Origin of the sequence: Alkalicoccobacillus gibsonii (genome assembly GCF_016798245.1) — a bacterium.
GTDB classification, from domain to species: domain Bacteria; phylum Bacillota; class Bacilli; order Bacillales; family Bacillaceae_D; genus Alkalicoccobacillus; species Alkalicoccobacillus gibsonii.
The window spans coordinates 296,611-311,478 of sequence record NZ_JAEUZA010000004.1 but is presented as its reverse complement, the minus strand read 5'-3'; the positions used below and the strand labels follow the sequence as shown (position 1 = coordinate 311,478).

The following is a 14,868-nucleotide window of genomic DNA, read 5'->3' as shown; positions in this document are numbered from 1 at the left end:
CCTCTCCTAATCACTTAAACCAACTTATATGCTATCACAGGTTGGAACAAGAGAGAAGATTATAGCGGGATATTCCCATGTTTTCGTCCAGGCAGACTTCTTTTTTTATTTACCACTAATGCGAATGACTGGATTAACCGTTCTCTTGTCTCACTAGGAGAGATGATATCATCAATGAGTCCAACCTCAGCTGCTTTGTATATTGATGCATACTGCTTGCGATACGCGTCCATCTTTTCTTTTTTTGTTTGTTCTGGATTGGCACTTTCATGAATTTCTTTAGCATAAATGATTGAAGAAGCACCTTCTGGACCCATGACCGAAATCTCCGAAGCCGGCCAGGCAAAAACAAAGTCTGCTCCAATGGCTTTGCTATTTAATGCCACAAAGGCGCCTCCATACGCTTTTCGAGTAACAACCGTTATTCTCGGAACCGTTGCTGCGGCAAAGGCGTAGATGATCTTTGCCCCATGACGAATTAAGCCAGCCTGCTCCTGATCAACGCCCGGCATAAAGCCACTTACATCCTCTAAAACAAGTAAGGGATAACCAAACGCATCACAGAATCGCACAAATCGTGCTGCTTTATCTGAGGCGTCGACATCAATGCACCCTGCCTTCACTTTAGGGTTAGTTGCAATAACACCTATAGGTTCTCCATTTAATTTAGCAAAGCCAACGACTATATTCCGTGCAAACTTCTCATGAATTTCATAAAAGGAATCAACGTCTACTATTCCACAGATTACCTTTTTGCTATCGTAGCCCTTTTTTGAATCATCTGGTAAAAGATGATCCATTTGCTTCACATTTGGTGCAATTACATCACTTGTATGAACAGTCTTCCAAGCACAAATCAAACCTCGTACCTGTTGAAATAACTGTTCTTCTGTTTGTGAAATGACGTGCGCATTCCCACTTATCGTCGCATGCATTGCGGCTCCCCCAAGCTCTTCAGGACAACTGGCTGAACCGGTCACCGCCTGGACTACCTTTGGGCCTGTAATAAACATTTGACTTGTTTTTTCAACCATAAAGATAAAATCAGTTAATGCTGGTGAATACACTGCCCCTCCTGCACAAGGACCAACTATCAACGAAATCTGAGGAATCACTCCGGAATACGTAGCATTCCGGTAAAAAATACTTCCATATCCCGAGAGTGCCTCAATTCCCTCTTGGATTCTGGCTCCACCCGAATCATTTAAACCGATAATAGGAGCGTTCATGTCATATGCAAGATCCATGATCCAAGCAATTTTTTGTGCATGAATTTTACCAAGAGATCCTCCTGCAACGGTAAAGTCTTGAGCATACACGCAGACCTTTACTCCATGTATTGTTCCTACACCAATGATTACTCCATCATTTGGATAGGACTTATCTTGTTCTGATCCAGCAGTAAATTGCTGATACTCAGTCCAACTGCCTGAATCCAGAAGCTCATCCAATCGTTCTTGAGCTGTTTTCTTATCCTTTTTATGCTGTTTTTCTTTTTTTTTCTGCTCTTCTGATTGAATCATCTGGCGCTTGTCTAGTAAGTGCTGGAGTGCTTCATGGTTCACCTGTCTCACCTCATTGTCTACCTTTTATATGTCCAATCAGAGCTGAGATTATACAAGAGGTCGGGAGATACCTAAAATCAATTAAAAAAATGGCGAGTGATTCGATCGTAGAATCATTCGCCATTCGTGATCTTATTTGAACAAGCGGAAGGAGAACCCGAGACTCCTACGGAACAGAACGCGGTGATGACACTATAGCGGCGCTTTTCCCGCGGAGGGGGCTGAGGCCGTTCCCGCAGGTGCGAGGGATTCTCCTGTAGCGGATACCGTGCTATGTTCATGTTTTACTAACTTCATCAGTGTTATGTCCCGGCCTTATCTTCTTTCACCCTTACGACCTTATTAAAGGCATCGTTACACAGCGGAACGACCCACCTGATTTAATGATTTCAGAGAAAGGAACTTCATAGAGATCAAATCCCTTTTCCTTAAGCTTTTTATTCGTATCCTTGTTTTCAGGAAGAACAATTATCTTCCCGTCTCCAATTGATAGAACGTTAACCGCGAGTGAAAATTGTTCTTCTTTTGTAACCTCAATAAATGAATAGGTTTCCGATAATACCTTCACACTCTCCGGTTTAATTGCATCAGGATAGATCAGTGCCAAAGAATTAGAAACTGGGTTAAATACACAGTCTAAATGCAAGTAGGAGCTATCAAAATGTATAGGCTGGACAATTTTATCTGGGTGCTGTTCTTTTATCCGTTCAATCACTTCCGTACATGTTCGGCTACTTACACCAATATATACGTGATCTCCATCAATAATTACATCTCCACCCTCAATCGTTCCTTCTGTAACCGACTCATAAGCAACCTGTTTTTGGTCAAGGTACGTTTTTAAAACCTGCTCCTCACCTTGACGAATAGGTCTTTCTAGCGCAGCAAGATACATCGTTTGATCAAGAACAAATCCAATATCTCGTGTGAATACTTGCTCAGGAAATTGTTCATCTGCGCGAAGTTCATGAACTTGAATTCCGAAGGAGCGTAATGCTTCAATAAGCGTCTGATGTTGCTTGAGTGCGGTAGGGATATCAATATTTGTATCCTTATAATGGGCTTGAATGGAATTAATGACTTCTTTAATACGCATAAAAGCCGGTGGACACAAAATCACTTCTTTTAGTGGGTCATATTCTGTACGGCAATGGCTCTTCATGATATAGACTCCTTCTTTCCATTAAATTCATCAATTTGGTCAAACAAAAGCGTATACGAACCTGCTTCCGAGCTTCACATATACTATTGGTGAACCCGTACAAAAGGAGGGTGTCCTATGAATGTTCAACTTGATACATTGTTAAGCTGGATTAAACAGGATCATTATCTATATTCTGCTTACCATTATATACAATTAAATATGAAAAATCAGGAAGATGCGTTACGTTTTATGTACGACCTTTATATTCATCCCTCGCCCATTTTGTTAAATGGGTATCAAGATTTTTTATTAAATGAGAAAAAAAGCTGACTGGTTCAAATCCAGCAGCTTTTTCTTTGTTATTTTCGCTTTACAAAAAGCTTATACACAAGAACAATGGCTGCTACAATGAGTAACAGATGAATGAAGCCTCCTGCAATTCGAAAAATGACACCAACTAACCAAACTCCTAAAATGATTAATAAAATAGTCCATAACATTCTGATCACCTCAACATTTCATATACGTTTCTCTTTAGTTTGTGTTTTCATGTAGCTCTTTACTCAAAGCCCTATTGGGAACTTAAAGTTATTGAAATGTTAAGTGCAGCTTAAAACCATAATCATAAATGGTCTTGCCGCTTTTATACTCTTCTTTTAAAATTTTGTATTCATTCGTCAAAGTCATAAAACTCTCTTTGTCTTTAGATACAAGTGATTCATCAATAGCCTCGAGCAATTGGTCTTTTTTTGTATAATAGAGTGAATATTCTAGGACTGCCTGTGCATAAAGAGAATAAACGGCAGCCTGGGAGCGCTTTTGCAGTTTTTTAATAATTTCAAGCTGCTTTAAAACCTCATTATCCATTGCGAATTGGTTGCTCATTTTAATTCCCCCATTTGCTTTAGATTCTGCTCGAGTTTTTTCGTTGTTGATGTATATGTACCCCCTTCTTTCGACGATAAAACCTTAACACACCACTCATTAGCTAAACACCGTTAATAAAAAGAGAGCCGGTTGACTCTACTTTTAGAATCAGCCGGCTCATGTAGCTTTATATATGATTTGCTTTTAGTAAGAGTTAAATTCCTCTTACTTTATTGAATCAGTTAGTTGATGAATGGTTTCCACCACTCGTTCTTTTTGGAACGGTTTAACGATAAAGTCTTTAGCCCCTGACTGGATGGCTTCGAGGACTAGTGCTTGCTGACCCATTGCAGAGCACATAATGACATTCGCATCTGGATCAATCTCCCTTATCCTCTTTAATGCCTGTATCCCGTCAAGCTCTGGCATTGTAATATCCATTGTAACGAGGTCGGGTTTGAGTTCTTGATACTTTTCCACAGCTTGTAAGCCATTTTCTGCTTCCCCAATTACTTGCAACCCAGCATTTACAAGAATGTCTTTAATCATCATCCGCATGAATGCTGCATCGTCCACGATTAAAATCGTAGCCATTTGTTCACCTCATTTTCTTAATCCTGCATAACCTTTTCTAAATTAACTAAGCTGAACAAGCGACTTCCGAGCTTTACGACACCATCTAAGTAATGAGCTTCAACGCCTCCAACGACTTCAGGTGTTGGCTCAATTTTTTGTACTGGTATGTCTAACACATCATTTGCACCATCAACGATTAAACCGAGAATAAGCTCTTCATTGGATGTGATTAGAATTCTTGTTGTTTCATCAGCTTCTTTTTCTTCAAGTCCAAGTTTTTGCCTTAGGTCAATGATGGGTGTAATCACACCACGAAGGTTCATGACTCCTTTAATAAATGGAGCAGTACCCGGGATTCGCGTGAAGGATTGCATCCGCTCAATGGATTGAATCTCACTTACCTTAATCGCGTATTCTTCTTTATGCATCTGAAAGATAATGACTTTCATCTGTTCTTCCATGATTTCAACACTCATTAGCCGTCACTCCTCTCTTTTTTTATTTAATTAACGCGTTTGGATCAACAATAAGAGCTACTTCACCATCCCCTAGGATCGTTGCTCCAGATATGGCAAACACATTTGTTAAGTAGTTACCGAGCGATTTTAATACAATATCATGCTGCCCGATTAAGGAATCAACCACTAATCCAGCAATTTGTTCGCCTTTCTGAATGATAACCAAGGAATAAAAATCTTCGTCAAGTTCAGTTATTGGTGTATTAAACACATCTCGTAAGAACACAAGCGGTACCACTTTTCCTCTGAAATCAATGACCTTTTGTCCATGTGCACTAAATAGTTCGTCTTTATTTACGATCGCTGTTTCAACAATGGATGTAAGAGGAATTGCATATTTCTCTCCACCCGTTTCGACAAGCATGACATCAATAATAGATAACGTAAGTGGTAGTTGGATTAAGAAGGTTGACCCTTTATTTAACTCAGATTGGACCGTTACGACTCCACCTAATGATTCAAATGTGTTTCGCACAACATCAAGACCTACACCACGTCCCGAAATGTCCGTTATCTGCTCAGCTGTACTAAAACCTGGCTCAAAAAGTAATCCAAAGACTTGAGAATCGGTTAATGATCCAGCATCATCTTCCGTGATGATTTGATTTTTTAAGGCTTTATTTAAAACCTTTTCTCGGCTAATTCCAGCGCCATCGTCTTTGATTTCAATAAAGACATGGTTTCCACTATGATACGCCTTTAAGAGAACCGTGCCTTGAGCAGGCTTCCCTACTGCCATACGCTCTTCTGGCGTTTCAATTCCATGGTCAATGGAGTTGCGAAGTAAATGCACAAGAGGATCACCAATTTCATCAATGATTGTGCGATCAAGTTCTGTTTCTGCTCCAACAATCTCAAGATGAACTTGTTTTCCTAGATCCTTCGATAGGTTACGGATCATTCGTGGGAAGCGGTTAAAGACCGTTTCAACCGGCATCATTCTCATCGTTAAAATAATTTCTTGAAGATTCCCTGTGGTCCGTGTCATTCTTTCTACCGTTTCAGTAAGCTCTGCATTTACAAGCTCTCCAGAGATTTGCTCGAGTCTCCCGCGATCAATCACTAGCTCTTCAAATAGATTCATGAGTACATCTAAACGATCAATGTTTACTCGAATTGTTTTGTTGTTCTCTGGCGCCTTTTGAGCTTCTTTTACTTTCTCAGGCTCTTGTTTGCTTTTTCTTTGGTTTTCTTGTACTGGTTGCAATGTCTGATCCTCTGCTTGGGTAGCATGTACAAAGCTTGTCATGGATTGAACAACAACATCTGAGATTTCAGAGATTCCAAGAATTTTGTTTTTAATGGTTTCACCTGACTCTTTTGAGACAACTGTCACTACAAAGTCACGCTCAAATTGTTCTTCCTCCAATAGCTCAGTTGCTGGTGAGGATTTAATGACATCACCCAATTGGTTAAGAACATCAAACACCATAAATACTCTGGCTGCCTTTAGCATCGCCTTCTCATCAAGCTCTACTTTGATTTGATAAACAGAGTACCCTTGCTCTAACGATTCTTCAAGCACGGTACGCTCGTATTCATCGTATACTTCAAGCAGATCAACTTGTTCAGTTGTAGCAGCTGCTTCTTTAACAGCTTGGCTTGAGCCTTTTTCAATGGCTTCGAGTTCTGCGACAAGAGCTGTGACGTCAAGCTTTCCATCTCCACCACTTGCTATGTCATTTACCATATTCTCAAGGGAATCAACAGATTGAAACATGATGTCAATAATCTCTGTTGTCGCCTGTTTCTTCTTATTTCGAATTAAATCCAATACATTTTCCATGTTATGGGTTAAGTGAGCTAAATCTTCGTAACCCATAGTTGCTGACATTCCTTTTAACGTATGGGCTGAGCGGAAAATTTCACCGACAATTGAATCATCTTCAGGTTGTTTCTCAAGCTTTAATAGATGATCATTCACTGCCTGTAGGTGCTCTTGACTTTCATCAAGAAACACAGCCAAGTATTCTGAGTTCATCAAAACTACGTCCACCTCATTCTCTTCATTCTGCTTTTCATCTATGTGTAAAGGTAAGATGAAAAAACAATCCTATGACCTCTCTTACTTATATCGGTCTGTATGAAGATAGCTTTCAGTAGTTGTTGAGGTCGTTTTTAAATTTACAAGATCCCGAATAGCCGAACGAAGTTTTTTCTCTTCTTCTTGAGTTGTGATCACTTCATGCAGTGGTTGCACTTGGTCTCTAAGTGTTAAGAGATAAAGCCTGTCAACAGCTTGTCCTGTCATTTGTTCATACGCCCATTTATACATGATTAATTGAACACGATAATAATCAATTAATTCAATACCTGATTCTTGAAGTGCATTCGTTTTTAAATCAACTAAGCATAAAGCTCCATCCAACATCGTAACCCTATCGATAATACCTGTTAAAAGAGCCCCTTCTAACTCAATCGAGAAATTCCATTCTAAACGTTGGATTTCACCAATATTAATCTTTGAATAAGCTTGAACGAGCTCAAGCATTTCCTTCCGATAGATGGCTTTTCCACGCGCTTCTTCTAAGGTAATCGTTACTGCCTCCCGCTCAGACCATCCAAGATCAACTAACTCACTTGCCCGGTGAACGTATGTCCCTAATCGATTTGCAGCAATTCCTGATTCGTGAGCTGACTGATATTGACTAGCTTGAGTTGAGTGTACTTTCTTTAAATAAGTCTCAACATATTGAATAGGATGATGGTAATAGCTCATTACTTCGCTTACAGAGAGTGGAACAAGCGGCTCTTTCACATCTGCTTTTACTGTTGGTGAAGTATAGGACCAGCTTGTTTCTTCTGACCAAGGTTCATACTCTCCGACCATTTCCTCTGTGAACCAGGTCTTATCATCGGTTTGCTCAATCATTGAAAGCCACGAAGCTGTATTTGCCTTTGTATTGGGATGAATGAGAATTAGCTTGTCCTTCGCTCTTGTTGCAGCCACATAAAACAAACGCTTTGCTTCTTCAACAGCTTTACGATCTCCTTCTTGTTTTACGAGTTGAAATGCTGGAGTGGCCAGTATTCCATCTTCAGCTTCCAGATTCATTACAAGACCGAGCTCCGAATGAAATCGAATCTTTCCTTTGTCTCCTTGAGGCTTTTGATGCAGCTGAGGTAAAAAGACAATAGGGAATTCAAGACCTTTTGAACCGTGTACAGTCATGATGGTGACCGCATTTCCTTCTGCACGCTCGATTTTAGAATCCCCTTCTTTTTCACTTAACTGAATTCTCAGGTCCATGGCCTCAAGCAATGACGACAGGCTTGTTTCGTTCTCACCATGTAAGACATCAATGAGCTTTTCCACATTTTTCACACGCTGAGGACCACCCGTTTGAAGCAGCAGTGAATTCTTTAACCCACTCTGTTCAAAAAGCTGATAAAAGCCATCAGTTGTGGAATGAAGAGTGAATGGAATCCATTCCTCCATCCAATTTCGTAGCTGTCTTACTGAGTGAACAAGTCTCTCATTTGATTGAAGCGACTGAACTAGACTTTCATCAAAGCAGAGATATTCTCCGATCGTTTGTCCTTCTTCACACGATTCTTTAATAGATAAGAAATCGTCAATTGTTAAGCCAAATAAAGGACTTCTAAGGAGCGCTAGTAAGTAAAAGTCTTCAAACGGTTCATTCATCCACCTTAGTAGTGTTAGAAAATCAATAACCTCACGTCTTTCATAAAATCCAATGCCACTTTGTATTTCGTAAGGGATTTGTTTTCGTTTAAGTGATTTCTCAAGCGTCTTAAGATGAGTCCTAGTTGGAATTAAAATAGCCATGTCCCGCCAAGTCGGAGGGCACCAGCGATCCTCCCGTTGAACAATGTGATTCTGTTCCTGTTGCATTTTTAGGATTCGATTGGCTAACAAGTCATATTCCTCTTCTTCTCCTGAGATGACTTCCACGGCTTCTTCTCCATTACGCATGTACTCCCTGTGTGCATATAAAGGCTGATACAGGGTTTGGTATGCATATGTCTGTGAATCAGTCATTGCCTTTTGGAAGATCGTATTAACTGCCTCAACAATCGGTTCTACCGTGCGATAGTTACGGTTCATAAGGATTTGACGACTTTCCGGCTGTAACTCGGCTTCTGATTCCAACTCATTCATAATGGAAACATCTGCCCCTCTGAATTGGTAGATCGATTGCTTTGTATCTCCAACAATAAATCGATATCTTGGTTGAATTCGATTTAATACTTCTAGCTGAAGGGCATTTGTGTCTTGAAATTCATCGACCATGATATGGGTATATTCACGTCTAGTTGCTTCTTGGACAGATGTATCCTCAAGTAACGTTAATGTTTTTTGCTGCAAATCTGTAAAGTCTAATGCTCCTTTAAACAACTTTTGCTTCTTATACAACTCATCGAATTGTTGAAGCAATCGAATAAACTGTGTGAGAATTGTCTTCGATTCTTGAGGGAAATCATTAAGTGTTGGTTTTCCTTGCTTTTTTAAAGGCTTCCATTCTAGTTCAAACAACTCAAACAGGCTTGGCAGGTCATCCTGCCATTTATTATTCACACGTGATGGCATACAGGAAGCTAGCTCTTCATAGTATTGATCCACTTGCTCATTAAAAGGCTGTTCAAAAAATGCGACTAATCGATCAGCATGTGTTTGAGTAGCGCCCGACAGTCCCGATGCCGGAAAAGATAGAATCGCTTCTTTTCCTTTTTGGTCAAATTTTCTTAACTGTTCTTCCCATTCCTTGCTCACTGCCGTCCATTGATTATCCCAGATACTCGAGCTGTCAAATGTTTGAACAACATTTTCTCCTGGAACAAGTTCTCTAATTTGATCGTAAACTGATAAAAGATAAGCACTTAATTGATCCTTACTTAACAAATGGATAAGAGTCTCTGCCTCTTGAAAAAACTCGACAGTCTCAAACAATTCCTCTAGAATTTCCTGCTTTAACAAACTCGACGAAACTTCGTCTAGCACTTGAAATGAAGCTGGTAGTCCCGCCTGATACGCATACTGCTTTAATAATCTTTGACAGAAGCTATGAAAGGTGGAAATGGTTGCTCCTTCAAGCTTAATCTTTTGCCGATCCCAATACTCTTCCTCGGAAGGATTAGTAGATTCCATTGCCTTTTGCTCTAAGCTCGCTCGGATCCTCTGTTTCATTTCCCGTGCTGCTTTTTCTGTAAAGGTTATGGCCGCGATCTGATCAATCTCGGTTCCCATTGGTGAATCTGAGTCGTTGTGACCCACGTCACATAAATGCATGATCCGCTCTGTTAGCACACGCGTTTTTCCTGAGCCCGCTCCCGCAGCTATGACGATTAGTGGTTCTGTTGAAAAAATCGCTTCTGATTGCTGGTCATTAAATGTCATACTCATCCTTCTATTTGGGCCTCCTTTTGTTCATCTGTCACTCGACAAATTGGCCCGTACGGACAGCTATCTCTGCAGTCAAGTGGCTTAACAGGAAATTCATGCGTCATTCCCAGCCAAAGTGTTTTTACCTTATTTTCTAACTCATATTTATCAAGGAAGCGAGATGTTCCAAGCTCCTCTTCTTTGTTTTTACACTGCCCACTCACATTAAATCTAGATCCCTTACCAACTTCACTTTCTTTCCAAATCCCATTATTTGCCCGTTTGGCGGGTGAGCGTAAGCTTATATAGGATGCACCAATCGCTTCATACCGCTCAGTTGATTGTCGCTCTAGCTGCTCTCTTAAACTAAAACTGTATAGAGGAAGTTGTAGCTTAAGACCCGTTCTTACTTCCTCCTCCATCTTGAGATTTGCATGACCTGTTTTATAATCATAAATAATAAATTCCTGATCAAGCTGATCCACTCGATCTATTTTTCCTTTTAACCGAATCGTCTCATGATCCCCTACTAGCATATCTAGCTGTAATGACTTTTCTAGAGAGGTAATCCGCATATTAGCAAGCTTGGCGTTATCCCAGAAGTGTTTTCGTTCTGCTTTCCACCAGTCAAGCAACCTAACCAACCATTGTTGTTTTAAAAGATTTAACTCTAGCTTTGAAACATGTGGACTCTCACGTTCAACTTCTTCCCAGTCTTCCTCTAGCTTTTGTTTTAATAGGCTCGGGACCATTTCTTTTTTCTCATCACTTAAATGAGAAAATGGCATTCCTATTACATCTAACTCCTTGTACAACCATTCAATGATGGAATGAACAAGCTGACCGATCAGGATGTGGGATACGCCAACTGCTTTTGTTTTCGGTTCATTCACGTCGAGGAGTCGTTCAAAGGAATATCGGATTGGACATCGTGCATAACTCTCTAATGCGGTAATTCCAACCGTAGAATGTTTAGATAAACGGTTGGTTGCTTCAATAGAGATTGGTTCAAGTCCAGATTCTAATCGTTGAATCGATTCATTCGTCTTAGTTAAGTCTTCTGGTAGATCCGCTAGTTCAAACTGTTTACCTTTCCAATACGCTTGAATTTCCTTCTGTTCTTCCTGATGATTCGCAACCTTTTTTGTCATTCGTTTTTCAAAGGACCACGAATCTATGATTTCAAAACGTTCCACAAAGGATGATGGCAAGAGTGGGGAATGTGGGTCAACTCCTTCAACATAACTAAATACAATCTCCTTTGCGACATAAAAGAGCTGCTCAAAATACGCTTCTTGCTTTTTTCTAAAATGTGCTTGAGTCGGCTTACCGTATGGAATATCTAATGTATACAGGTCTGCATCTTGGAGATATCCTGCGAGTTGTGGCCGACCTGGAAAATGGTCCGCACCCATAGATGGGACGAACAACCTTTCCCCTTCAAAATGGGAAAGGTGCTGCCATGTATAGGATTCAACCCCATTTCTAAGACCTGCCTGTACGAAGAGTTCTTTAGTAGCTAACGTTTCAATAATCCACGCTTGAAAAAACTCGAATGAAACAATCATCTCTTCTAGTTGGTACTGTTGATACTCTTTAATTTTCCATTCTACTGTTTCTTGTATGATTCGGATGGCTTGTTTTTCACTATTTAATTGAGTAAGTGTAGTGACATCTGTTTCGTAAAGGATCTGTTCTTCTAACCACCCAGTCAGTTCAAATGTCTCTATTTCTTGAAGAAGGGTCTGCAAATAGTCTGTAAAGCTTTGTTTCCCTTTCCAGCTTCGTTGATTGATCTGCTCGTGTAGTTTGTCAACTCTATCAATCTCTGTTTTCCCCTTACGCCGTACGTTATATAAGGCTTTTACATATCGAATTCCCTTGATTTGATAAAAGGAAAGGATTTCTGTAAAAAGGGCAACGTGTTCAGTCATGTTTTGAGGTGGGACTAATAGATATCGAATCAGCTTAAAGCTAGGTGTTTGTTCGAGCTGAATCATGGTTGATTGTGTAATTGGTAAGCGTTGTTCATTCGCCTCCCTTATCCACTCATCTCTTTCCTCTGCACGAACAACGACACCCGCTTGACTAGCGCTTTGTTGAATCTGTTGAGTCAATCCTGTCCATTGTTCCTTATTACTCGTTGCTTTAATGACCGAAATGGTTGAAGTCACTTTCGGTATCGCCTCTACTTTAAAGGATTGGATGTCGTAACCAATCGTTTGCAGGTCAGCTAACGTCTCTTCAACCATATCAAGTTTTTTAAAATTAGGTAGATAAATGGAAACAGGGATATTTGCATGAAACAACCCTTCAAGAAGTTTAAATTGCAATGGGGAGAAGTCATAAAAACCTTCAACAACTACCTCAAAAGGCATGTCCTTCCCTGACGTTAATAAGCGAGAAGCCAATAGTAATTTTTGTTCCGGATCAATCATATGGTATTCTTCTAACATCGCTTCATAGGATACAAACGTAGGCATACATGCAGCAAATGATTCTTTAAATGCATCAATTGACAGACCCAGTCTTTTAATCTGCCCATAGGTATCGGCATACGCACGCGCTTTTTCTCTTGGAGACCTGGCATCCTCCTGACGAGCCGCCTCTAAAATCCGTTGAAAAAAAAGCGTTCTTTCTTGTTCTGTTAAAGAAAGAAACGCCATGTTATGAAAATCAAGTATCGTACTCGCCAAATCATCAAACGTGCCAAATGATAACGGATAATGTGTAGACCGTGCTTTATTTAGCCACGTACTAGAGGGCATTAAATATAAAACCGTTGAGCGATCTTTTTTCATTCGCTCGGCGTATTGTTTGATTCTTTGTTCACTTCCGATTGCAGCTAGGCTTGTTCCGTATACTTTTTTTTGTGACATCTAGCTACTCTCCTTTCACACGTACCATATCAACATGATCAATTTCATCTAAGAGGTACACCTCTGAGATTGGCTCGAAGCCAAACGACCGATAGAAACGATCTAAATAGTACTGCGCTTGAATCTGTATACTTTTTTGTTTGTATTCAACCTCAAGTGTGTGAATTGCTTGTGTCATCAGTTCTTTTCCACATGAAGTACCACGGAACTCTTTTGTGACAAGCACTCGACCGATTGAAGCATGTTCTCTTTTAGCAGAAGGCATAAAGAGTCTACAATAAGCAGCAAGCTTGTCACCAACATATCCTGCGACATGGATCGCTTCCATATCATTCCCGTCCACTTCTTCATAAGCACAATTCTGCTCAAGGACAAATACATCCACTCTTGCTTGAAGAATGGTGTATAGCTCACTAGTTGAAAGCTCTTCAAACGATTTAATTTTCCAGTTCATTCAATCCCTCTTCTCTAACTGTTCCATTATGTATTCATTCCTACATTAAATCCAAGTAATAAGACGATTGCAAGTGCAACAAACCATATAAACCAATAAGCAGATGTTCCGCTTCGATTACGCTTTGTTTTTCTTAGAATCACTTCCATCGCATAAATTAATATCAGTGAGATCAATCCTTTTATGACATATGGTATCGGAAATTGATACGCATAGATCATGGCAATTCCTGATGTCACCTGACCGATGTATAGAAGCCAAATCATGAACCGTAAAATGCGGTTAGCAAATGGAAGCTTCCATTTATATAAAACAAATAGGACTCCAAATAAGATCAGTAGCAGAATCCAGCTACCAATATGAACCTTGTAGTAGATTAAAAATGTTTGCGCGTCCAAGGTGCCCTCCTGCATATTGATCGACATTGGCGTCGATTGTTGGTTAGCGATTATGTTAAAAGTGTAACATATTATGGGAACGATCAGCTAATGCAAAAATGTGGACTGGAAAACAAGTGAAAATACCTTTTCGCGCCAAGAACCTAGAGTTGAAACTTCGCTTGATTAAGTAAATATATAAAGAAGCTAGGACAAAACATTAAAGTAGCGAGTAAAACAAAAATATAGCAAAAAATCCGCTGCAGGAGAAACCCTCGCACCCGCAAACACGGCTTCAGCCTCATCCGTGGAAGACCACCACTGCTGAGTCTTCAGACACGTGTTTTTCCGCAGGAGTCTCGGGTTCTCCTTCCGCTCGTTTTTTCAAAAACACGAATAGCGAATGATTCGAGTGTAGAATCATTCGCCATTTTCTAGTGATTTTTAGTTTTGTTCCAGCCTCGATGATTTGATAAGAATCTACTTAATTCAGATCAAAGTGCTCACCGTTTGATTCGTAGATAACCCACTCTGCAACATTGGTTGCATAATCTGCAATACGCTCAATGTAACGGGCGATAAAAGCAAGCTGTGTTAGTTGTTCAGCCCCGTGTTCACTCGTTTCATTTTGGAAGAGTCCTTTTATAAACTGGCCAAACTGGGCGTCCACTTTGTCATCAAATGCAGCCATTTTTTGAGCAACAATTAGATTTTTTGTCTGGAATGAAACCAATGATTCTTCCAGCATTTTTCTTGCATCGAATGCCATTGTAAGAAGTTCATGCTTTTTCTCCAGATAACTTTCTGCATCAATTCGTTTTGAGACTTTAGCCATATCCACTGTCAGATCACCCACTCGTTCAAGGTCGCCTGCAATTTTCATAGCGACGATTAAACTTCTCAAATCAGTTGCGACGGGTTGCTGACGCGCAATCAATTGAAAGACTTCATTATTGATTTCTAACTCGTACTTATTAATTTGTTCATCGTATGATATAACCTTCTTTATTACATCGAGGTCTGAATGTTCAAATGCATGAATGGCTTGATCAAATTGGGTCAAGACTTCATTGCCTAAATGTGAAATCTGATCTTTTACATTTTCTAAATGCTGATGGAACGAACTACGCAGCATAATCATCCT

Annotated in this window: 13 protein-coding genes; 1 reads left to right on the top strand and 12 read right to left on the bottom strand. The window is 40.0% G+C overall.

The genetic code is table 11. The features are described from left to right. Positions 1-59: 59 nt before the first annotated feature. Together JNO66_RS16570 and JNO66_RS16565 are read right to left on the bottom strand one after the other, a co-directional pair. A complete protein-coding gene (locus JNO66_RS16570; protein WP_203090269.1) occupies positions 60-1,523 on the bottom strand; it encodes an acyl-CoA carboxylase subunit beta in 1,464 nt (487 codons plus the stop codon). A gap of 373 nt (positions 1,524-1,896) precedes the next feature. Next, the gene (locus JNO66_RS16565; protein WP_203090060.1) at positions 1,897-2,727 is read right to left on the bottom strand and encodes a dimethylarginine dimethylaminohydrolase family protein; all 831 of its coding nucleotides are present in this window, start codon (positions 2,725-2,727) and stop codon (positions 1,897-1,899) included. Between the two features lie 117 nt (positions 2,728-2,844). Here JNO66_RS16565 and JNO66_RS16560 point away from each other — a divergent pair, with 117 nt between their 5' ends. Further along, positions 2,845-3,039: a hypothetical protein gene (locus tag JNO66_RS16560; RefSeq protein ID WP_203090057.1), complete on the top strand. Its 195-nt coding sequence runs from the start codon at positions 2,845-2,847 to the stop codon at positions 3,037-3,039. Positions 3,040-3,068: 29 nt separating this feature from the next. On the opposite strand, the gene JNO66_RS16555 is transcribed toward JNO66_RS16560, so the two are convergent. The 10 genes from JNO66_RS16555 to phoU all read right to left on the bottom strand — a co-directional run bounded on the left by JNO66_RS16555 (position 3,069) and on the right by phoU (position 14,859). After that, positions 3,069-3,209: a lmo0937 family membrane protein gene (locus JNO66_RS16555; protein ID WP_203090054.1), complete on the bottom strand. Its 141-nt coding sequence runs from the start codon at positions 3,207-3,209 to the stop codon at positions 3,069-3,071. 88 nt (positions 3,210-3,297) lie between these two features. Further along, positions 3,298-3,594: an IDEAL domain-containing protein gene (locus JNO66_RS16550; protein ID WP_203090051.1), complete on the bottom strand. Its 297-nt coding sequence runs from the start codon at positions 3,592-3,594 to the stop codon at positions 3,298-3,300. Positions 3,595-3,801: 207 nt separating this feature from the next. Further along, positions 3,802-4,170, bottom strand: coding sequence for a response regulator (locus tag JNO66_RS16545; protein WP_203090048.1), 369 nt, complete (start codon positions 4,168-4,170; stop codon positions 3,802-3,804). 17 nt (positions 4,171-4,187) lie between these two features. After that, positions 4,188-4,628 (bottom strand): chemotaxis protein CheW, encoded by a 441-nt coding sequence (locus JNO66_RS16540; protein ID WP_203090046.1) that lies wholly within the window; start codon positions 4,626-4,628, stop codon positions 4,188-4,190. Between the two features lie 22 nt (positions 4,629-4,650). Continuing rightward, the gene (locus tag JNO66_RS16535) at positions 4,651-6,654 is read right to left on the bottom strand and encodes a chemotaxis protein CheW (RefSeq protein ID WP_203090043.1); all 2,004 of its coding nucleotides are present in this window, start codon (positions 6,652-6,654) and stop codon (positions 4,651-4,653) included. A gap of 81 nt (positions 6,655-6,735) precedes the next feature. Then, positions 6,736-10,035, bottom strand: coding sequence for a UvrD-helicase domain-containing protein (locus JNO66_RS16530; RefSeq protein ID WP_203090040.1), 3,300 nt, complete (start codon positions 10,033-10,035; stop codon positions 6,736-6,738). Further along, a complete protein-coding gene (locus JNO66_RS16525) occupies positions 10,032-12,893 on the bottom strand; it encodes a PD-(D/E)XK nuclease family protein (RefSeq protein WP_203090037.1) in 2,862 nt (953 codons plus the stop codon). The genes JNO66_RS16530 and JNO66_RS16525 overlap by 4 nt, the downstream gene beginning before the upstream one ends. 4 nt (positions 12,894-12,897) lie before the next feature. Continuing rightward, the gene (locus JNO66_RS16520; RefSeq protein WP_203090034.1) at positions 12,898-13,347 is read right to left on the bottom strand and encodes a GNAT family N-acetyltransferase; all 450 of its coding nucleotides are present in this window, start codon (positions 13,345-13,347) and stop codon (positions 12,898-12,900) included. A gap of 26 nt (positions 13,348-13,373) precedes the next feature. Beyond that, a complete protein-coding gene (locus JNO66_RS16515; RefSeq protein ID WP_203090032.1) occupies positions 13,374-13,745 on the bottom strand; it encodes a DUF1516 family protein in 372 nt (123 codons plus the stop codon). Between the two features lie 463 nt (positions 13,746-14,208). Beyond that, positions 14,209-14,859, bottom strand: a complete 651-nt coding sequence (gene phoU, locus JNO66_RS16510; RefSeq protein WP_203090030.1) for a phosphate signaling complex protein PhoU — start codon at positions 14,857-14,859, stop codon at positions 14,209-14,211. Positions 14,860-14,868 lie beyond the last annotated feature (9 nt).

Bases quoted from the DNA above. Each gene is read 5' to 3' on its own strand.
- JNO66_RS16540 (WP_203090046.1), bottom strand. From the start codon at position 4,628: ATGAGTGTTGAAATCATGGAAGAACAGATGAAAGTCATTATCTTTCAG.
- JNO66_RS16555 (WP_203090054.1), bottom strand. From the start codon at position 3,209: ATGTTATGGACTATTTTATTAATCATTTTAGGAGTTTGGTTAGTTGGT.
- JNO66_RS16565 (WP_203090060.1), bottom strand. From the start codon at position 2,727: ATGAAGAGCCATTGCCGTACAGAATATGACCCACTAAAAGAAGTGATT.
- JNO66_RS16545 (WP_203090048.1), bottom strand. From the start codon at position 4,170: ATGGCTACGATTTTAATCGTGGACGATGCAGCATTCATGCGGATGATG.
- phoU (WP_203090030.1), bottom strand. From the start codon at position 14,859: ATGCTGCGTAGTTCGTTCCATCAGCATTTAGAAAATGTAAAAGATCAG.
- JNO66_RS16520 (WP_203090034.1), bottom strand. From the start codon at position 13,347: ATGAACTGGAAAATTAAATCGTTTGAAGAGCTTTCAACTAGTGAGCTA.
- JNO66_RS16570 (WP_203090269.1), bottom strand. From the start codon at position 1,523: ATGATTCAATCAGAAGAGCAGAAAAAAAAAGAAAAACAGCATAAAAAG.
- JNO66_RS16560 (WP_203090057.1), top strand. From the start codon at position 2,845: ATGAATGTTCAACTTGATACATTGTTAAGCTGGATTAAACAGGATCAT.
- JNO66_RS16550 (WP_203090051.1), bottom strand. From the start codon at position 3,594: ATGAGCAACCAATTCGCAATGGATAATGAGGTTTTAAAGCAGCTTGAA.
- JNO66_RS16525 (WP_203090037.1), bottom strand. From the start codon at position 12,893: ATGTCACAAAAAAAAGTATACGGAACAAGCCTAGCTGCAATCGGAAGT.
- JNO66_RS16530 (WP_203090040.1), bottom strand. From the start codon at position 10,035: ATGAGTATGACATTTAATGACCAGCAATCAGAAGCGATTTTTTCAACA.